This window comes from Lentzea alba, assembly GCF_011067745.1.
Taxonomy (GTDB): domain Bacteria; phylum Actinomycetota; class Actinomycetes; order Mycobacteriales; family Pseudonocardiaceae; genus Lentzea; species Lentzea alba.
The window spans coordinates 114,092-132,144 of sequence record NZ_JAAMPJ010000008.1 but is presented as its reverse complement, the minus strand read 5'-3'; the positions used below and the strand labels follow the sequence as shown (position 1 = coordinate 132,144).

The following is an 18,053-nucleotide window of genomic DNA, read 5'->3' as shown; positions in this document are numbered from 1 at the left end:
CAGGACTAACAGATCCAGTTAGCCGACACGGTGCAGCCAGGTGACCGGCGCGCCGTCGCCCGCGCGGCGGAACGGTTCCAGGGCGTCGTCCCACGCGGCGCCGAGCAGCTCGTCCACACCGTGCGCGAACGACTCCCCGCCACGGGCCCTGACCGCGAGCGCACGCAGCTGGTCCTCGTTGACCACGATGTCACCGTTGGCCGAGGTGCGGGCGTGCCACAGTCCCAGAACCGGCGCGAAGCAGAAGCGTTCGCCGTCCTGACCAGGTGACGGTTCCTCGGTCACCTCGAAGCGAAGCATTGGCCACGCGCGCAGCGCAGCCACGAGTTTCGCGCCGGTGCCGGCGTCTCCGGTCCATGCGCATTCAGCGCGCAACTGGCCTGGTGCCGCGGGTTGCGCTGCCCACCTGAGGTCCACTCTGACACCGAGGGTGCCCGAGATCGCCCACTCGACGTGCGGACAGACCGCAGACGGCGACGAGTGGACGTAGACCACGCCACTGGTGCTGCCACGGGTGCTCACTGCTGACCTCCGCTACTCGACGAGGGACGTCTTCCCCTACGCCTTTGCCGAGTGAGGTGATCTCCATGAAATCCCGTTCGCTGCATTCTGCCTTGACTTGAGCCATGTCCGCCATAAGAACCAGCTCGATCATCACCCGACCGGGGCAGATACAGGCCATAAGTCCCGATCTCCCCGGCCGAGTGATGCGCGATCGTGATCTACAGGACGTTTACCGCGGCGACGACGTCCACCAGACCCGTTCCCTTGTCGAACGACGAGGTGAAGGGCCCGACCGGCTGGTAACCGGTGCCGTACTTGTGGGCCGTCGACTTGAGCGCGCGCTCGATGTCGGCGGGCGTCGCGGAAGGCTTGGCCTGGAACAGCTGTGCGACGATGCCGGCGATGTGCGGTGCCGCCATCGACGTGCCGCTGATCGTGTTGAACGTGCCCAGGTCGAGCAGTCCGGGACCGTTCTGCGGGTCCAGCCCGGTCGCGCAGATCGGCAGGTACAGGCGGCAGGACGAGGTGATGTTCTCACCGGGTGCCGAGATGTCCGGCCACGTCGCGGAGTTCGTGGCGAGACCGCGCGACGAGAAGTCCGACAGCGCACCGTCCCTGCTGCCGGTGCCCTGGTCGTTGTAGGAGGCCACCGAGATCACGCCGGGCGTCGGGTCGGTGCCGGGCGGGTTCGACAGGTTCGCCGAGCCGTCACCACCGTCGTTGCCGTTCGCCCACACCACGACGACTCCTTCGGCCACGAGCTGGCGCTGGAGCTTGACCGTCACCGACTCCGGGTCGAACGCGCCGCCGCCGGACGGCCCGTAGGAGTTGTTGATCACCTTGATCGGCGGGCAGGTCGACGCGGGGACACCGGCCCCGCACGGAGCGTTGTGGTTCTCCAGCACCCAGTTCAGCGCGGCGTCCGCGCCGAGGATGAGGATCGCCGCACCGGTGGAGATCACGACGCCCTTCGCGCCCGGCGCCGCGCCGCGGATCACCGGGCCGCCGGTGGTCTGCACGTCACCGCCGATCGCGATGCCCGTGACGTGGGTGCCGTGGCCGCCCAGCGACGTGGTGTCCGTGTCGACGAAGTTCGGCACCGGCACGATGCAGCTGGAGTCCGACGCCCCGTCCAGGCACAGGCTCTTGAGGTTGCGGACGATCCGGCCGCCGAACGAGGGGTGCGTCGGGTCGACGCCGGAGTCGATCACGGCGACCGACACGCCCGCGCCGGTGAGCCCGAGGCTGTTGCGGGCGTCCAGGCCGCGGGTGGCGGTGTGCGAGGTCGACCCGAGGAACTTGATCGGTTTCTGGACCTCGACGCGCGTCACCCCGGTCTTGGCGCGGGCGGACGAGATCCGCGTGGAGTCACCCCGCGCGGCGACCACGCCGATCTTGCGGAAACTGGTCAGCTTCTGCAGGCCGGCGGCCGCCACCGCCTGTTCGGCGGCGGCGATGTCGGTCCCGTGGACGTAGACCGTGGAGGTCGGCGCGGCCGTCGCGACAGGGGATGAGGCGGCCACGAGCAGTACGGCGAACAGGGCGGCGCGTTTGTACATGGACCCTCCGTGAACTTAGGCAGGCAATCCATCTAACGAGTGATCCACTTATCGGTGACGGGCATCACGCAACGTCTCGACTGGCTGCATCGGAATGACCCCGGACCGCTACCGTGTCCCCCCGTGCGGAAAGGTAGGGACTCGTGCGGCTGATCCGTCTGGGCGCTGAGCCTTCGGCCATTGGGGCGGACGTCCGCGCCGCCCTCACGGCCTGCGGCGCGGGTACTCAAGCTCTGGGTGGTGTCGCGCTGATCGGCGTGCAGCCACCGGACTGCCCCATGCCGCTCGACGCGATCGTGGTGCTGCCCAAGGGTGTGCTGGTCATCGTCGGTGTCGACCTGCCCGACCCCGCGGTGAAGCTCGAGGCGCCGCTCGGCGGTCAGTGGAAGATCGACGGCTGGCCGCTCGTCAGCCAGGACGGCGCGCCGAACCCCGCGGCCGAGGCCGTGGCGGCGGCGACCGCGGTGGCGCAGCGGATCCAGGCGATGCGCGCCGAGCCGTTGCCGGTCAGCACGGTCGTGGCGGTCGGCCCGTTCGTGAGCCAGGTCGTCCAGCCGACCGTCGACCTCAACCGCGGCGTGCGCGTACTGCACCCCAAACCGTCCACTGTGCTCACCGCGGCTCGTGAGCTCGCGACGTCGACGGTGCCCTGCACAGCCGACCACGCGGTGAAACTCCTCGCGATCCTGCAGACCACCGGCACACCACCGGACGCGCGGGCCCTGCTCGCCGAGGGCTTCAGCGACGCGGTCTCCCCCGATCTCGCGTCCGCCAGCACGATGCTGATCCCCAAGGTCCAGGCCCGGCCGAAGATCACGCGCAAACGCTTGCTGCAGACCAGGACGCTGGCGGGGCTCGGCGCCGTCGCGATCATCACGCTGGTCCTGCTGGTGTGGCTGATGACCCTGTTGTCCGGCGGGGACGACAACGCGAACGGGGCGACGACGGCACCGACGGTGCCGCAGCCGACGACGGTGGTCGTGGACGGCACGACGTTCGTGCCGAAGGAGACCAAGAAGGACAAGGACTGCCAGGCGCAGGCGTTCGGGGACGTCAAGGCGTGGCTGATCGCGAACGAGTGCGCGGAGCTCCTGCGCGCCACCTACGAGACGACGGTGCAGGGCAAGCCGGCGACCGTGCTGGTGGCGGACCTGGACCTGCTCGACTCACCGAGCGCGAAGGCGTTGCTGTCGGTAGTCGCCCTGCCGGGGTCCGGCGGCGTGCACGGGCCGGACGGCAAACCGCTGCAGAACGCGGCGTTCGCGAGCGGCGTGAAGGGCAGCCACGTGCAGCTGGCGTTCGTGATCTGGTCCGGCGGCGCGGGGGACCAAGCGCTTGACCCGATTGCCAAGCAGGCGTTGCGGCTGCCCGCCACCCGGTAGAGGGTGGAGGGCATGGTCGGACAACTTCGCTCTGTCGTGCTCGACTGCCCGAACCCCTCCGAGCTGGCGTCGTTCTACGAGAAACTGCTCGGCGCCGAACGCCTCGCCGGTGAGGACGACACCTGGGTGGTGATCGTCGCTTCCGGCACGCGCATCGCGTTCCAGCTCGCACCTGAGTACCAGCCGCCGACGTTCCCCGATCCGCACGGCTCGCAGCAGTTCCACCTCGACGTGCTGGTCGAAGACATCGAGGAAGCGGAACAGAAAACGCTGGAGATCGGCGCACGGTTGGTGCAGAAGGACGACGACGACAACTTCCGGGTCTACGCGGACCCGGTCGGGCACACCTTCTGCCTCGTGTGGCTCACCTAGAACGCGCAGGCGCTGCGCCACGGGTCTCGTTCGATGAGAGTCGCGGCTGAGGTGGTTTCTGGTGGTGCGGGCGGCTGACCCGCATACCGGTGTTGTATTCGGGTCAGCCGCCCGTGCCGCCAGGGGCCGCCTCAGCCCCGGCTATCGCGAACACGGACCCGTGGCGCAGCGCCTACTGTGGCTGCCATGGACTTCGACGTCATCGTCATCGGTGGTGGCCCTGTTGGTGAGAACGTGGCCTGGCGGACGGCCGCGGGTGGCCTGTCCACCGCCATGATCGAGAAGGAGCTGGTCGGCGGCGAGTGCTCGTACTGGGCCTGCATGCCGTCGAAGGCGCTGCTCCGGCCCGGTCACGCGCTCGCGGCCGCCCAGCGCGTGCAGGGCGTGAACGCGGGTTCGCTGGACCCGAAGGAAGTGCTCGCGCGGCGCACCGGGTTTACCTCGAACTGGGACGACTCCGGCCAGGTCAAGTGGGCGGAGTCGGAGAACATCCACGTCATCCGCGGTGACGGCGAGGTGACCGGCGAACGCGAGGTCACCGTCGGAAACGAGGTGTACCGGGCGCGTCAGGCCGTCGTGGTGTGCACCGGCAGCGTGCCGAAGATGCCGCCGCTGGACGGCATCGCGGACACTCCCGTGTGGACTTCGCGGGAGGCCACGTCTGCCCGTGAGGTGCCGGACTCGCTGGTGGTGCTCGGCGGTGGCGTGGTCGGCGTCGAGATGGCGCAGGCGTGGGCGCGGCTCGGGTCCAAGGTGACGCTGGTGGTGTCCGGCGACCGGCCGTTGCCGCGGCTGGAGGAGTTCGTCGGGCCGCTGGTCGTCGAGGGCCTGCGGGCCGACGGCGTCGAGGTGCTGCTGGGCGCCCGTGCGTCGGCTGTCGCGCCGGGTGCGTTGACGTTGCAGGACGGCCGGGTCCTGAAGGGGTCGGAGATCCTCGTCGCCACCGGACGCGTGCCAGCGACCAAGGACGGCAAGCCGCTGACCATCGACGACTCCGGCCTGGTGTCCGGTGTGGACGGACGCTGGCTGTACGCGGCGGGTGACGTCACCGGACGTGCGTTGCTGACGCACCAGGGCAAGTACCAGGCACGCGCGGTCGGCACGGCGATCCTGGAGCGCTCACGCGGGTTCGAACCCAAGCAGTGGTCGGCCGGCCAGGCGTGGGCGGACCACGTGGCGGTGCCGCAGGTCGTGTTCACCGATCCCGAGGTGGCGTTCGTCGGGCACACCGCCGAGGAAGCGCGCAAGGCCGGGCGGGACGTCAAGGTGGTCGACCTCGACATCGCGGTCGCCGGCTCGTCGCTGCACGCGGACGGGTACAAGGGCAGGACGCGGATGGTCGTGGACGAGCGCACGCGGACGCTGGTCGGCGTCACGTTCGTCGGTCAGGACGTGGCCGAGCTGCTGCACTCGGCGACCGTCGCGATCGTCGGAGAGGTGACCGTGGACCGGTTGTGGCACGCGGTGCCCTCGTACCCGACGATCAGCGAGGTCTGGCTGCGGATGCTCGAGGCCTACGGTCTCTGAGCCCGTTCCTGGGGCGCCTCCAGCACTGATCCCAGCATGCTTGCGAGCAGTTCGTTCGCCGTGCCGACCACGTACGCGCGGTCGTCCTCGTCGACCCGTTCGGCGAGCTTGAACAGCGCGTCCGCGGTCTGCACGGCGATCCGGAAGGTCAGCGTCACCGGGGCGTCGCCGTGCGCGCCGAACCGGTTGACGAACATCTCCGCGAGCCGTTCCGCCATGAGCTCGTACTGGTCGACGCTGGAGTCGAGCCGGTGGCTGTCCAGCATGTCGCTGAACCGCACCCGCCCGAAGCCCGGCACCTCGGTCAGCATCCTCAGGTACACGCTGATGATCTGGGTCATGGCCTCGCGCCACGTGTCCGCGATCAGATCATCGGCGAACAGCCCCTCGACCTCGCGGAGATAGGTCTCCATCCCGCGAAGTGCCAAAGCGTGCACAACGGACCTTTTGTCCGGGAAGTACTGATAGAAGGAACCAATGGGTACGCCGGCCACATCGACGATGCGCGCCGTGGTGATGTCGTCGTAGTCGTATTCGTTCAGCAGGCTCGCGCAAGCGTCAAGGATCGCGGAGACAGTTGCCGCGCCACGCTGTTGCACCGGCTGTCGACGCATCACCCTGGCTAATCTGCCTTTGGCCGGGTCTTCATGCACACGAACATCTTTATCCATACGAGCGATGTGCCCAAGCACAGGTTCCCGACAGGTTTCAGCCAGGATCGCCACGACGTTTGCGGTGAACTACCCAACCGAAGTCCACAACGCAAACCAAGGCGAGTAGTAAAAGCACGATTCCGAGCCAGACGAGGTCAGCTCGCAGCGCCAGCCACCCGGCGACCGAGTTGAAGACCAGCCCGAACCCGGCGAGCCACAACCGCAGTGTCAGCGCACTGCGCGGGGGCGCCGGGGGTGGCAGGTAGTCGTTCACGTCATCCGGTTTCCCGCAGCAGGGGTGCGTCAACCCGCCTGAGCGGCCGCGGCGGTTTCGTCACATAGGGCCTAATGAGACGCGTCAGGGCCAGACCGGGCGCGATGAGGGGGACGACGGCGGTCAGCACGGCGGCCGTGATGCCGGCGCGCAGCACGTCCTTGGGGATGACGGCGACGCGGTCGACGACGAACGCGCGCCGCCCGGTGAGCGACACGGCCGCGAGGATGACCAGGAACACGACCATGCTGAGCATCGCCCGCTGGACCGCGTGCTGGTATCCCGCCGCTTCCCCCGCGACCAGCACCGCGAACCAGCCCGCGAGCGCCGGCAGCTGACCTCGTTCGGTGGTGGCCGCCCAGCTCAGACCCCCTATCGTCGCGAACCAGGCGAGGATCTCGACGCGTTCGCGCGCCCATAGGGATGCCGAATCGAGCGGAATGCCGGTCCAGGCGAGCACGCCGAGCGGAGTGAGAGGGCGCTCGGCGAGCTGGCCCAGCACCCACGCGAGTGTCCACGCGGAGAGCAGGACCGCCACGACGAGCTGCCACCTGGGCCGGCGCACCACGCAACGGGCGAGCCGGACGATCTCCGCACGCGTCATACCCCCACCATGCCGCCTCCAGGTGGTTTGCGGAGAAACGTCACCCCAACGCTCACCCGCACGGCGCTGGTCCAGGCGCGTTCATCACGCAGCGCTATCCACGATCGGGGGACAGATCTTTTCTATGCTGACTACATGAGCATTGATCAGCTTCTGCATCTCCCCAGCTACCTGATGCTCCAGCTGGTCAGGGAAGCCCGCAGGCTCGCGCGCAACAGCCTGCGCGGCCCTCACGTGACGGTGCTGGCGTTCCTGGTGGACCAGGAGGCGGTGGCGCAGAAGCGGATCAGCGACGGGGTGCGGATGGACCCGAGCGACCTGGTGTCGGTGCTCGACGATCTCGAACGGCAGGGGTTCGCCCAGCGCAAACGGGACGACCGGGACCGGAGACGGTTCACCGTGGCGATCACCGACGCGGGCAGAGAGGCACTACGCGACCGCCTGGACGCGGCTCGGGCACATGAAGAGGAGTTGCTGGCGCCGTTGACGACGCAGGAGCGCGTTGAACTCACCACACTGCTGCGGAAGGCGTACCTGCATCACGCCGATATGCGTGTAGATTAGACAGTCTGCGCTCACGCGGGACGGGGTGCGGGCAGGCAGTGTTTAATTAACTGCATACGGCCGAGGATTCGGAATTCGACGCCGTATTGTATCGAGAAATGAGGCAAGTTGTCAAGCCCCTCCGATGACCTCCGGCTCGCCGAAATGGAGCCGGAGCAGGAATACGTGGCCATGTTGTACGGCCGGCTCGACGACCTCCGCGAACAGACGTCGAAACGACTCGCACAATCGTTGCGACAAACTGGCGGCACGCACCAGATGCGGTCCGAGCGAGACACCTCCGTCGCCATGTACACGGATCAATTGGCTCAGTACAGCGCGGTGGAGAACGGCCTGGCGTTCGGCCGGCTCGATTTTCACAACGGTGACCGCTTCTACATCGGCCGAATCGGTCTCTTCGACGAGGACAAGGAATACGAGCCGCTGCTGATGGACTGGCGCGCACCCGCCGCCAGGCCGTTCTACCTCGCCACCGCGGCCTCGCCCGACGGCGTGCGGCGGCGCCGGCACCTGCGGACGCGCTCGCGCAAGGTGATCGGCCTCGACGACGAGGTGCTCGACATCAACTCGGCCGACGTGACCCGCAGCGAGTCGCTGACCGGCGAGGCGACGCTGCTCGCCGCGTTGAACGAGTCGCGCACCGGCCAGATGAGCGACATCGTCGCGACGATCCAGGCCGAGCAGGACGTCATCATCCGGTCCGAGCTCAACGGCGTCGTCGTCGTGCAGGGCGGTCCGGGTACCGGCAAGACCGCGGTGGCCCTGCACCGTGCCGCCTACCTGCTGTACACGCACCGTCGGCAGCTGGCGAAACGCGGCGTGCTCGTGGTCGGCCCGAACACGACGTTCCTGCGTTACATCAGTCAGGTCCTGCCGTCGCTGGGTGAGACCGGCGTGCTGCTGTCCACCGTCGGCGAGCTCTACCCCAACCTGACGGCGACCGGTCGCGAGTCCGCTGCCGCCGCGGCCATCAAGGGCCGGATCCAGATGGCGGACGTGATCGCCGCGGCCGTGCGCGACCGCCAGGAGGCGCCGCCTTCCGTCGAGATCCGCTTCGACAACGACGTGCTGCGCCTGGACCGCCGGGCGATCGCCGACGCGCGAGGCAGGGCGCGCCGGACGCGCCGCCCGCACAACGAGGCCCGCCGCACGTTCGCCCGCGAGATCATCTCGACGCTGTCCGGCATGGTCGCCAACCGGTTGGGCGGGCACCTGCTCGACAAGGCGGACATGGACGACATCCGCCGCGAGCTCCGCGAGTCCGAGGAGGTGCAGGCCGCGATCTCGTCGCTGTGGCCGGTGCTGACCCCGTTCTCGCTGCTCTCGGAGCTGTACGCGAACCCGAAGCGCCGCAATCGCGCGATGTCGAAGTTCACCCGCGAGGAACGCGACCTGCTGCAGCGCACCTCGGACGACTGGACCCCGGCGGACGTGCCGTTGCTGGACGAGGCCGCCGAACTGCTCGGCGAGGACGACACCGAGGCCAAGGCCCGTGCCGAACGCCAGCGCCGCCAGGCCATCGAGTACGCCCAGGGCGTTCTCGACATCCTCGACCTCGAGGACGACGCGGACCCGGACATCCTGATGGCCACGGACCTGATGGACGCCTACCGCCTGGCCGAGCGCCACGGCGTGGACCGCTACGAGACCGCCGCGGAACGTGCCGCCGCCGACCGCACGTGGACGTTCGGCCACATCATCGTGGACGAGGCCCAGGAGCTGTCGGCGATGGCGTGGCGCACGCTGATGCGCCGCTGTCCCAGCAAGTCCATGACGGTCGTGGGCGACATCGCGCAGACCGGTGACATCGGCGGCGCCACGTCGTGGGGTTCGGTGCTGTCCCCCTACGTGCAGAACCGCTGGCGCCTCACCGAGCTCTCGGTCAACTACCGCACGCCCGCCGAGATCATGGAGGTGGCCGCGGACGTGCTCGCGTCGGTGGACTCCGCCCTGGTGCCGCCGACGTCCGTGCGCGAAACCGGGGTGCCGCCCTGGGTCTCGTCGGTGTCGTCGTTCGCCGCCGAGGTGCCCGCGCTGATCTCCGGTGAGGTCGCCGCGGTCGGTGACGGCAAGGTGGCGGTGATCGTGCCGGCCGCCCTGCTGTCGCCGGTGGGCGAGGCCGTGGTCTCCGCCGTGCCGGGGTCGTCGCTGGGCAACGACCTGGAAGAGGCCCAGGTCGTGGTGCTCGGCGTGACCGACGCGAAGGGCCTGGAGTTCGATTCGGTGGTCGTGGTCGACCCGGACGGAATCCTCGAGGAGTCCCCGCGCGGCGCGTCGGACCTGTACGTCGCGCTGACCCGGGCCACACAACGACTCGGCGTCGTGCACACCGGAACGCTGCCCGATGTGCTATCCCGGCTGAAGGACGTTTCGTAACGAACGTTTGGAGGCCTGGGTGGCGAGTCTGGACGCGGCGGTCGGCCGCATCGTCGTGTCCGTCAGCAACCAGCTCGCCCCCAGGCTCTCCCAGCTCGTTCCTCCCCCGCCCGACCTCGACCCGGTCCTCCTGAGCTACCTGGAGTCCCCGGACTTCGCCGAGATCGCCCGCCAGGTGGTGCTGTGGCGGGCGATGCGCGGCTCGGTCGATCCCGGCCTGTCCGCCGACCTGCGCGAACAGATCGTCCAGGGCCTGCGCCTGTCCGGTGCGTCGGCCGATCCCAAGGGCCTGTTCGAGGCGTTGGTCTCGGTTGAGCCGTTGCAGGCCAACGATCTCGACACCCCCACCGCGGTAGGCGTCGCGCACCTGGCCAGTGCCGTCAAGAACAACACGCTCGTGCTGCGACGCGCGCCGACGTTGGCGGACTTCCACTCCTACGCGGCGCAGCTGCGTGCGCGCGTGGCGGCCATGCACGGCGAGATGCGGTTACCGCACATCGGGGTCAGCCGCTCCGTGCCGTACGACGAGCTGTACGTGCGCCCGACCCTGTCGCCCGACCTCGCCGTCTCCTCCCTGACCTCGCCCGGCCGCCGCACCGTGCTGCTCGGCGACCCCGGCGCCGGAAAGTCCACGCTGACCGGAAAACTGACCCACGACATCGCCCTGGACGCGACCGAGCGCGTGCCGTTCCTGCTGGTGCTGCGCGACTTCACCGCCTCGTTCCGCACCGGCGGCCGCGAGCTGCTGAAGTACCTCGAACACATCTGCAGCGACCCCTACAACCTCACTCCCCCACGCGACGCCGTGGAATACCTGCTGCGCAACGGCCGCGCGGTGGTGGTGTTGGACGGCCTGGACGAACTGGTGCAACCCGAACTGCGCCGCCGCGTGGTCCGTCTCGTCGAGGGCTTCGCCCACCAGTACCCGCTGACCCCGATCGTCGTGACCGCGCGCAAGGTCGGTTACTCGGAAGCACCCCTGAGCTCGACGCTCTTCACCGCGGGCACCGTCGACGACTTCGACTCCGGCCAGGTGGCCGACTACGCCACCCGCTGGTTCGCCCTGGACGCCGCAACGCCCGCCCACGAGCGGGCCCGGCTTGCCGAGGCGTTCCTCAGCGAGAGCACCGAGATCGAGGAGCTGCGCCGCAACCCGTTGCTGCTGGCCCTGTTGTGCGCCATGTACTCCAGCGAGCACTACCTGCCGCGCAACCTCGCCCAGGTCTACGAACGTTGCGCCGTGATGCTTTTCGACCGCTGGGACTCCATGCGCGGCATCACCCTGCCCGTGCAGTTCCAGGGCCGTCTGCGCGCCGCCGTGCAACACCTGGCCTGGTACCTGTTCGACGGCCCTGAGCTCGCGGGCGCGTTGCCGCGCAGCCGAATCGTGCGGCTGCTGACCAACTACCTGGTGGCGAAGTCCTTCGACCCGGACGAGGCCGAGGGCGCCGCCGAACGCTTCACCGAGTTCTGCACCGGCCGCGCCTGGATCCTGACCGACGTGGGCGCGAACGCTTCCGAGCCGTTGTTCGGCTTCACGCACCGCACCTTCATGGAGTACTTCGCCGCAGAACACCTGGTGCGCAAGCACACCACGGCTTCTTCTTTGTGGTCGGCTCTGCGTTCCCACGTCAACGAAGGCGCCTGGGACGTCGTCTCGCGAGTGGCTCTGCAGCTGCACGACCGCAACGTCGAGGACGGGGCCGACGACGTGCTGTCCCACGCGATCCACGACGGCGAACTGGACTTCGCCGCTCGCACACTCGGCTACCTGACTCCTCGACCGGACGTCGTGCGCGGCATCGCGATCGCCGCCCTCCGCCAAGCCGTCGCCGCCCCTCACGACAGCCGGACTTCGTACTCCGCGTTCAGCTTCATCCTCGTCGAGGACATCGCCCTGGAGTACTGCCTGTCGACGAGCCTGCCCACCAACCGCGACAACGTTCGCCGGGCGGTGGTCGAGGACGCCGCCCGGCTGTACGACGAACGCAACCCCGGCATTCCCGTGCTCGTCCGCGGGCTGCTCGGATGCACAGGCGTCGACGCGGAGCTGCGCTCGGAACTCCACGACATCTACTGGCGCGCACCCGATGGCGACTCGCCCCGCACGCCGTGGCCTTGGCTGCGCGACATGGACGACCTCACCGACCTCAACACACTCGTAACGCTCCGGGGCAATCACTCGCTCTTCGAGCACGTCTCGTTCCTCGGCGAGATCATCCCGGCACCGGTCACGACCCTGCTCTCCCCGGACGACGCCAGCTCAGTCGACGAGGCCGAGGCACGCCGGCTGGCCGCACAGATGGCCCGGTCCAAACAGGCGTGGATCTCCTACAACGACTGGATTCTCAACCACGACCTGGCGCTGCCCCTGCGGCTCGCGCCGCGCGGCAAGCTGTGTCCCGACCTCGAGTTCCTGCTGTGCCTGCCTTACCTGGAGGCCTACGTCGACTTCGGCTTCACCCTGCCGTTCGCGCCGACCACAGTGCTCAGCGAACTCGCCGAGAGCCGCGCTGCGGAACACAGGGGCCCGGCCTTCCACTGGATGCTGTTCGAAGCCCTGTCCGGGGAAGTGGCCGACCTGCTGGGTCTGTGGACCACCAGGGACTTCAACGTCTTCGAATAGGAGCCTTCCGTTGCCCAGCATCGAGTCGGCGGTCATCCGCGTCGTCGTGAACGTGAGCGACCAGCTGTCCCCACGGCTGGCGGGCGAGGTCGAACTCCACCGGCCCGCGGCCACGACGGCGGCGACCGAAGCACTCTTCGTCGACCTGCCTCGTCCGGACGTGGAAGCGTTGGAGGCCTATCTCGACTCCCCCGACTTCGCCACGGTCGTCGTTCAAAAGCGCATCGGCAACATGATGGGCAAAGCAGCGAAAGACCAGCTGCGCGAAGGACTCCGGCTCGCCGGCCTGTCCAGCCACCTGCTGACGCGGGTCACCGACGTCGTGCACGACGTGATGGTCGCCGCCTGTCAGAAAACGGCCCCGCACTTCGGCGACCCCAACACCAAGATCGACCAAAGCGACCTCTACACCGCCGCCTCCGTCAACAGCGTCATGCTCAAGCGCCTCAAGTCGCTCACCCGGATCCACGCCTTCGCGGCCCGCATGCGGGGGCAGGTGGCCGCGCTGCACAGCAGAATCCGAATGCCGCACATCGGCGTCAGCAGATCCGTTCGGTACGACCAGTTGTACGTGGAACCCACGCTGACCTCGCCGGCCCTGGTGAGGCTCGGCGCACCCGGCGAGCGAGTCCTGGTGCAGGGCGACCCCGGCGCCGGCAAGTCGACGCTGGCCGCGAAGTTCGCGCACGACATCGCGGTCGACGGATCTGGACGGGTGCCGTTCCTGTTGGTGCTGCGGGAGTTCGCCACCTCGTTCGACGAGGGTGGGCGCGATCTCCTGCACTACCTGGAGAAGCTGTGCCAGGCGCCCTACAACGTGAAACCACCGCGCGACGGCGTCGAGTACCTGCTGCGCACCGGCCGTGCCGTCGTCATCCTCGACGGACTGGACGAGTTGGTGCAGACCGAGTTGCGCCGCCGAGTCGTCTCGCTGGTCGAGGGGTTCGCACACCTGCACCCGTTGGTGCCGATCCTGGTCACCGCGCGAAGGGTCGGCTACGAGGACGCGCCGCTCAGCGGCGACCTGTTCGTTCCCAGCCACATAGCGGAGTTCGACGCGGAGCAGGTCTCCAGTTACGTCACGCGGTGGTTCGAGCTGGATGAGGCCACCTCGCCGGCTGAGCGCGAACTGCTGTCCCGTTCCTTCATGGAGGACAGCGCGCAGATCCCCGAGCTGCGCAGCAACCCGTTGTTGTTGACCTTGTTGTGCGCCATGTACTCCAGTGACCGGTATCTGCCGGTCAACCTGGCGCAGGTGTACGAACGGTGCGCGCTGATGCTGTTCGAGCAGTGGGACTCGAAGCGCGGCATCCCTTTACCTCTGCGGTTTCAGGGCCGTTTGCGGGGCGCCGTGCAGCACCTCGCGTGGCGGATGTTCACCGCGGCCGAGTCGGGCAAGCCCCTTCCTCGGACGAGGATCATCAACACCCTGACCACCTATCTGGACACCAAGCTCGACGACCACGACGAGTCCGTGGCGATGGCGGAGGAGTTCCTGCTGTTCTGCACAGGACGTGCGTGGATCCTCACCGACGTCGGCGCCACGGCGTCCGAACCGCAGTTCGGCTTCACCCATCGCACGTTCCTGGAGTACTTCGCGGCCGAGCACATCGCACGAACCCACCGCACCGCCGCCGACCTGTGGGCGACGCTCAAACCGAACATCAGCCAGTGGGACGTCGTCGCCCAGATCGTGCTCCAGCTCTACGAGCGCAACGTCGACGGCGGAGCCGACGAACTGCTGACCGAAGCGCTCGACGACGGCGGACTCGCCTTCGCGGCCCGCGCACTGCATCACCTGAACCCGAGTGATCGCACGGTCCGTGCGATCACCATTGCGGCGTTGGAAAGATCTGTGCACGCCCCGCCAGAAGCGCGCGCCAACTGGGACGCCTTCGAAGGGGTGGCCGAGGACAAACCGCTGTACGACTGCGTCTTCAGCTCCTCCTCTGCGAACCTGCCGATCGTCCAGCAGACCCTGGTCAATCACTTCGACGTGCTCATCTCACGCGGTGACGCCGGCACCACTCTGTTGCTGGACACCCTTCCCCACTTCGCACCCGTGGACGAAGAGAATCCCTGGACCGAACTGCTGCACGACCTGCGGCAACGCCACCACGCAAACCTGCTGGAACTGAGGAAGTCCTCGCCGTGGGCGCTCTGGGCGGTTTCGGACCCGGATGCCCTGGATGCGATCGTCCGCAGCTTCGGAGCAAGGTCCCTGTACGCGAGATGCAACTACGGCACGAACACGTACGTCGGAGCTGCTTACTCGCTGCTACGCGACCGGTATGAGTTTCCCCAGGCCGCAGCGGACCGCCTTGCCACGACGATTGCTTCGCTTCCCGTGCCGTGGGCCGAGCGCGAGCTGTTCAGGCGGCTGGACTGGAACAAGGAACTGACCTGCGACAGCGACAGCCTCAGGATGATGCTGTCACTGCCTTATCTGGAGATCGAGGCTTTCCACAAAAGGATCTTGCCGGTCGAATGGCTCGATCTTGGCGGTGTTCCGCCCGCTGTTCGCGAGTTCCTGCTGCGCTGGGAACGCGGTGAGTTCAACTTGACACACCAAGACCCACCGCCGCGGCCCCTATTCCCAGCACAACGCTGACCACCACGTTGAGCAGTGCCGCGCGGTACTTCTCCGTCTCCAGCAGCTTCACCGTCTCGTAGCTGAACGTCGAATAAGTCGTGAGCCCACCGCAGAACCCGACCCCGAGCAGCGGCATCCAAGACGTCCCAACGAGAAACCCGATGAGAAAGCAACCAAGAACGTTGACCGTCAAAGTCCCCCAAGGGAAATCGGACTCGTGCCGCGACTGCACGAACCGGTCCAGCAGGTATCGGCAAGGAGCCCCGAGCGCGGCCCCGAAGAACACCGCGAGCACGGTCATCGCGTCACCCGCACCCCGGCGAACGCCGCCACCACGGCACAAACCGGCGTAGCCACCAACGCCCAGGACCACGACGCCGCGTACGACGAAAAGGTCGTGAAGCCGCCGAGGATCCCCACCCCGAAGAACGCCCGCACCAACGGCTTCGGGACCGTCCCCATCAGCACACCGATCAGAAACGACCCCAGCACGTTGATGACGAACAGCCCCCACGCGCCCGGCACGAGCAACGACAGCCCGTAGCGCGCCACGCCACCGAGCCCGCCGCCCAAGGAGACCAGCGCCACGAACGGCAGGTGCAGCTCGGCGCGCTGGGCCGGGACGTGCAGGTCGACGTCGGAGTCGATCGGATCAGGTTGGTTCGGCAAGGTGCTCCACCAGGTGGTCCAAGGCTTTCAGGGCGCGCACCACGTCCTCGCGCTCGGAAGCCTCCAGCTTGCCCAGGGCGGCGCCGATCCGCTTCTCGTGTTCACGCTGCCAGACGAGCAGCTGTTCGTGTCCACGGGGTGAGACGGATAGCCGTGCTACCCGTCTGTCCTTGGGGTCTCCGCCGCGTACGACGAGACCCGAGTCGATCAGTTGGGACACCAGCCCGGACACAGTGTTGGGGGCGAGCTTCAAGATCGCGGCAAGGTCGCCGACCTTCATCGGCGGGCGTTCCGCGAGGGTCTGCAGCAGCTCTACCTGCGCCATCGGCAGGGATTCCCACGGCCAGTCCGCCCGGATGCTCGTCCGCAGCGCCCGGCGCAGGCGAGTGACGACGTCGGTGAGCGTGCGGGCTTCGTCTGACATGCAGAAATAGTACTGAACTCACGACAATAGCTCTGTGTCAGATATAATCGGACCACGATGAACTGGTTCGTCACGGAGTCGCCCAGGCCGGCGTGGATCGCACGCCGGTCGTACGCGCCTTGGCTGGTCATCGCGACGGTCTGCTTCGGGGCGTTCATGGGGCAGCTCGACGCCTCGATCGTCACGCTGGCGTTCCCCGCGATCAGTACGCACTTCGACGCCGATCCCGAGTGGATCTCGCTCAGCTACCTGATCACGCTCGTGGCGCTGCTCGTCCCAATGGGCAGGATCGCGGACAGAGTGGGCCGCAAGATCGTCTACATCTACGGGTTCGCGTTGTTCACCGGAGCGTCCATCGCGTGCGTGTACGCGCCGGGGTTCGACGCTCTCATCGCCGCCCGCGTGGCCCAGGCGGTCGGCGCGGCGATGTTGCAGGCCAACAGCGTCGCGCTGGTGACCACGGCGGTCGCGCCCGAGCAGAGGAGAAAAGCACTCGGTGTCCAGGCCGCCGCACAGGCAGCAGGTCTCGCCGCCGGCCCGCTCCTCGGCGGGTACCTCACCGAGCACCACGGGTGGCAGGCCGTGTTCGCGATCAACGTGCCGATCGGCGTCATCGCCCTGATCGCCGGGCACTACCTGCTCCCCCGCACGAAGACCAAGCCCGAACGCGGGAAGCCGAACTGGAAGGTCCTGCCCGGACTGACGGGTGTGCTGCTCGCCTACGCCGCGTTGTTCGCGCCGATGACGCTGTTGCCGTTCACCATGCAGCAACCGCTGCAACAGATAGGACTCACGATCGCGGTGCTGCCGCTCGGGTTCGCCCTGGCGGCAACGGCTCTGCACAAACCGGGCATCGTCACCGGGGCGTTGATCACCGCCACGGCGTTGATCCTCCCTGTGCCGCAAGTGCTTCAGCTCCTCACGGCCGGCATCGGGCTCGGCATCGTCGCGCCCGCCTGCACGAAACGGGTGATGAGCGCACTGCCGGAGGCGTCCGCGGGGGTCGGGAGCGGGCTGGTGAACGTCGCGCGAGGACTCGGCACCGCGTTGGGCGTCGCGGTCGCGACGGTGCTGGTGCACGCGTTCCAGTAGCCTTCGGCCATGTCCGAACGGGTGAGCTGGGTTCCTGAAGGTCTCGACACCGGAAAGCCCAGCGCGGCCAGACTCTACGACTACCTGCTCGGCGGCGGGCACAACTTCGCGGGCGACCGGGCTCTCGCGGAGAAGTTCCTGCAGGCCCAGCCGAACGCCCGCACGATCGCGCGGCTGAACAGGGCGTTCCTGCGCAGGGCCGTGCTGTTCATGATGGACCACGGGATCCGCCAGTTCCTCGACCTCGGTTCGGGCATCCCAACGGTCGGCAACGTGCACGAGATCGCGCAGAAGGCCGACCCCGAGACCCACGTCGTCTACGTGGACTTCGAGGAGGTCGCGGTCGCGCACAGCCAGCTCATCCTGGAGGGTGAGCCGCGCGCGACGATCATCCAGGAGGACATGACCAAGCCGGCCGCCGTGCTGAACGCGGCGGAGGAGAGCGGTCTCATCGACTTCGGCCGGCCTGTCGGGGTGCTGACGGTCGGGGTCTTCCACTTCGTGCCACCGGAGGCCGACCCGCGCGCGATCGTGGCCGCCTACCGCGACGCCGTGCCCGCGGGCAGCTACCTGGGGTTCTCGCAGTTCACCCAGGACCTGCAGCCCGAGGAGATGGCCGGCGTCGTCGAGGTCATGAAGAAGAGCCAGAACCCGATGTTCCCGCGCACCAAGCCGGAGATCGAGGGGCTCTTCGACGGGTTCGCGCTCGTCGAGCCCGGCATCGTGCCACTGCCGCTGTGGCAGCCCGAGGGCGCGAACCTGGATGATCCGGACAAGGCGGGCATCTACGCGGCGGTGGGCCGCAAGTTGTAGCGCGATTTGCTGATGTTGGCC

Annotated in this window: 17 protein-coding genes; 9 read left to right on the top strand and 8 right to left on the bottom strand. The window is 68.1% G+C overall.

Annotated elements, in window-relative coordinates:
- Positions 1 to 18 precede the first annotated feature (18 nt).
- Positions 19 to 522 (bottom strand): DUF3145 domain-containing protein, encoded by a 504-nt coding sequence (locus G7043_RS27890; RefSeq protein WP_089950817.1) that lies wholly within the window; start codon positions 520 to 522, stop codon positions 19 to 21.
- 200 nt (positions 523 to 722) lie between these two features.
- Positions 723 to 2,063, bottom strand: a complete 1,341-nt coding sequence (locus G7043_RS27885) for a S8 family peptidase (RefSeq protein WP_166050495.1) — start codon at positions 2,061 to 2,063, stop codon at positions 723 to 725.
- A gap of 143 nt (positions 2,064 to 2,206) precedes the next feature.
- Between G7043_RS27885 and G7043_RS27880 the strand changes: the two genes are divergently transcribed.
- The 3 genes from G7043_RS27880 to G7043_RS27870 all read left to right on the top strand — a co-directional run bounded on the left by G7043_RS27880 (position 2,207) and on the right by G7043_RS27870 (position 5,344).
- Entirely contained in the window at positions 2,207 to 3,445 is a 1,239-nt protein-coding gene (locus G7043_RS27880; protein WP_166050494.1) for a hypothetical protein, read from the top strand.
- 12 nt (positions 3,446 to 3,457) lie between these two features.
- On the top strand, positions 3,458 to 3,817 hold the full coding sequence (locus tag G7043_RS27875; RefSeq protein ID WP_166050492.1) for a VOC family protein: 360 nt from the start codon (positions 3,458 to 3,460) through the stop codon (positions 3,815 to 3,817).
- 186 nt (positions 3,818 to 4,003) lie between these two features.
- Positions 4,004 to 5,344, top strand: a complete 1,341-nt coding sequence (locus G7043_RS27870) for a dihydrolipoyl dehydrogenase family protein (RefSeq protein ID WP_166050490.1) — start codon at positions 4,004 to 4,006, stop codon at positions 5,342 to 5,344.
- Here the strand turns inward: G7043_RS27870 and G7043_RS27865 are convergent.
- The 3 genes from G7043_RS27865 to G7043_RS27860 are packed head-to-tail and all read right to left on the bottom strand — an operon-like array spanning position 5,332 to position 6,875.
- The gene (locus tag G7043_RS27865) at positions 5,332 to 6,069 is read right to left on the bottom strand and encodes a TetR/AcrR family transcriptional regulator (RefSeq protein WP_313888103.1); all 738 of its coding nucleotides are present in this window, start codon (positions 6,067 to 6,069) and stop codon (positions 5,332 to 5,334) included. The two genes, G7043_RS27870 and G7043_RS27865, sit on opposite strands and share 13 nt — an antisense overlap.
- A complete protein-coding gene (locus G7043_RS48640) occupies positions 6,053 to 6,271 on the bottom strand; it encodes a DUF6343 family protein (protein WP_313888102.1) in 219 nt (72 codons plus the stop codon). The genes G7043_RS27865 and G7043_RS48640 overlap by 17 nt, the downstream gene beginning before the upstream one ends.
- A gap of 1 nt (position 6,272) precedes the next feature.
- Positions 6,273 to 6,875 carry a hypothetical protein gene (locus G7043_RS27860; protein WP_166050488.1) on the bottom strand — a complete coding sequence of 201 codons (603 nt, stop codon included), beginning with the start codon at positions 6,873 to 6,875 and terminating at the stop codon, positions 6,273 to 6,275.
- A gap of 135 nt (positions 6,876 to 7,010) precedes the next feature.
- Here G7043_RS27860 and G7043_RS27855 point away from each other — a divergent pair, with 135 nt between their 5' ends.
- The 4 genes from G7043_RS27855 (at position 7,011) to G7043_RS27840 (ending at position 15,052) form a co-directional block, all read left to right on the top strand.
- The gene (locus G7043_RS27855; protein ID WP_166050486.1) at positions 7,011 to 7,439 is read left to right on the top strand and encodes a MarR family winged helix-turn-helix transcriptional regulator; all 429 of its coding nucleotides are present in this window, start codon (positions 7,011 to 7,013) and stop codon (positions 7,437 to 7,439) included.
- Positions 7,440 to 7,583: 144 nt separating this feature from the next.
- A complete protein-coding gene (locus tag G7043_RS27850) occupies positions 7,584 to 9,815 on the top strand; it encodes a HelD family protein (protein ID WP_207311855.1) in 2,232 nt (743 codons plus the stop codon).
- A 19-nt stretch (positions 9,816 to 9,834) separates the two neighbouring features.
- On the top strand, positions 9,835 to 12,441 hold the full coding sequence (locus tag G7043_RS27845) for an NACHT domain-containing protein (protein WP_166050483.1): 2,607 nt from the start codon (positions 9,835 to 9,837) through the stop codon (positions 12,439 to 12,441).
- 10 nt (positions 12,442 to 12,451) lie between these two features.
- On the top strand, positions 12,452 to 15,052 hold the full coding sequence (locus G7043_RS27840) for an NACHT domain-containing protein (protein ID WP_166050481.1): 2,601 nt from the start codon (positions 12,452 to 12,454) through the stop codon (positions 15,050 to 15,052).
- On the opposite strand, the gene crcB is transcribed toward G7043_RS27840, so the two are convergent.
- Genes crcB through G7043_RS27825 form a run of 3 tightly spaced genes read right to left on the bottom strand, consistent with a single transcriptional unit; the run spans position 14,997 to position 16,127 of the window.
- Positions 14,997 to 15,335 carry a fluoride efflux transporter CrcB gene (gene crcB, locus G7043_RS27835; protein WP_166050479.1) on the bottom strand — a complete coding sequence of 113 codons (339 nt, stop codon included), beginning with the start codon at positions 15,333 to 15,335 and terminating at the stop codon, positions 14,997 to 14,999. The genes G7043_RS27840 and crcB overlap by 56 nt on opposite strands.
- Positions 15,332 to 15,703 carry a fluoride efflux transporter FluC gene (locus G7043_RS27830; RefSeq protein WP_166050478.1) on the bottom strand — a complete coding sequence of 124 codons (372 nt, stop codon included), beginning with the start codon at positions 15,701 to 15,703 and terminating at the stop codon, positions 15,332 to 15,334. Before G7043_RS27830 ends, crcB begins: the two co-directional genes overlap by 4 nt.
- Positions 15,687 to 16,127 (bottom strand): MarR family winged helix-turn-helix transcriptional regulator, encoded by a 441-nt coding sequence (locus tag G7043_RS27825; protein WP_166050476.1) that lies wholly within the window; start codon positions 16,125 to 16,127, stop codon positions 15,687 to 15,689. The genes G7043_RS27830 and G7043_RS27825 overlap by 17 nt, the downstream gene beginning before the upstream one ends.
- 57 nt (positions 16,128 to 16,184) lie before the next feature.
- Between G7043_RS27825 and G7043_RS27820 the strand changes: the two genes are divergently transcribed.
- Complete coding sequence (locus G7043_RS27820; protein ID WP_166050473.1) at positions 16,185 to 17,219, top strand: MFS transporter; 1,035 nt, start codon at positions 16,185 to 16,187, stop codon at positions 17,217 to 17,219.
- Between the two features lie 9 nt (positions 17,220 to 17,228).
- Positions 17,229 to 18,032 (top strand): SAM-dependent methyltransferase, encoded by an 804-nt coding sequence (locus G7043_RS27815; protein ID WP_166050471.1) that lies wholly within the window; start codon positions 17,229 to 17,231, stop codon positions 18,030 to 18,032.
- Positions 18,033 to 18,053 lie beyond the last annotated feature (21 nt).

Bases quoted from the DNA above. Each gene is read 5' to 3' on its own strand.
- G7043_RS27815 (WP_166050471.1), top strand. From the start codon at position 17,229: ATGTCCGAACGGGTGAGCTGGGTTCCTGAAGGTCTCGACACCGGAAAG.
- G7043_RS27850 (WP_207311855.1), top strand. From the start codon at position 7,584: ATGGAGCCGGAGCAGGAATACGTGGCCATGTTGTACGGCCGGCTCGAC.
- G7043_RS27885 (WP_166050495.1), bottom strand. From the start codon at position 2,063: ATGTACAAACGCGCCGCCCTGTTCGCCGTACTGCTCGTGGCCGCCTCA.
- G7043_RS27855 (WP_166050486.1), top strand. From the start codon at position 7,011: ATGAGCATTGATCAGCTTCTGCATCTCCCCAGCTACCTGATGCTCCAG.
- G7043_RS27870 (WP_166050490.1), top strand. From the start codon at position 4,004: ATGGACTTCGACGTCATCGTCATCGGTGGTGGCCCTGTTGGTGAGAAC.
- G7043_RS27875 (WP_166050492.1), top strand. From the start codon at position 3,458: ATGGTCGGACAACTTCGCTCTGTCGTGCTCGACTGCCCGAACCCCTCC.
- G7043_RS27825 (WP_166050476.1), bottom strand. From the start codon at position 16,127: ATGTCAGACGAAGCCCGCACGCTCACCGACGTCGTCACTCGCCTGCGC.
- G7043_RS27860 (WP_166050488.1), bottom strand. From the start codon at position 6,875: ATGACGCGTGCGGAGATCGTCCGGCTCGCCCGTTGCGTGGTGCGCCGG.
- G7043_RS27820 (WP_166050473.1), top strand. From the start codon at position 16,185: ATGAACTGGTTCGTCACGGAGTCGCCCAGGCCGGCGTGGATCGCACGC.
- crcB (WP_166050479.1), bottom strand. From the start codon at position 15,335: ATGACCGTGCTCGCGGTGTTCTTCGGGGCCGCGCTCGGGGCTCCTTGC.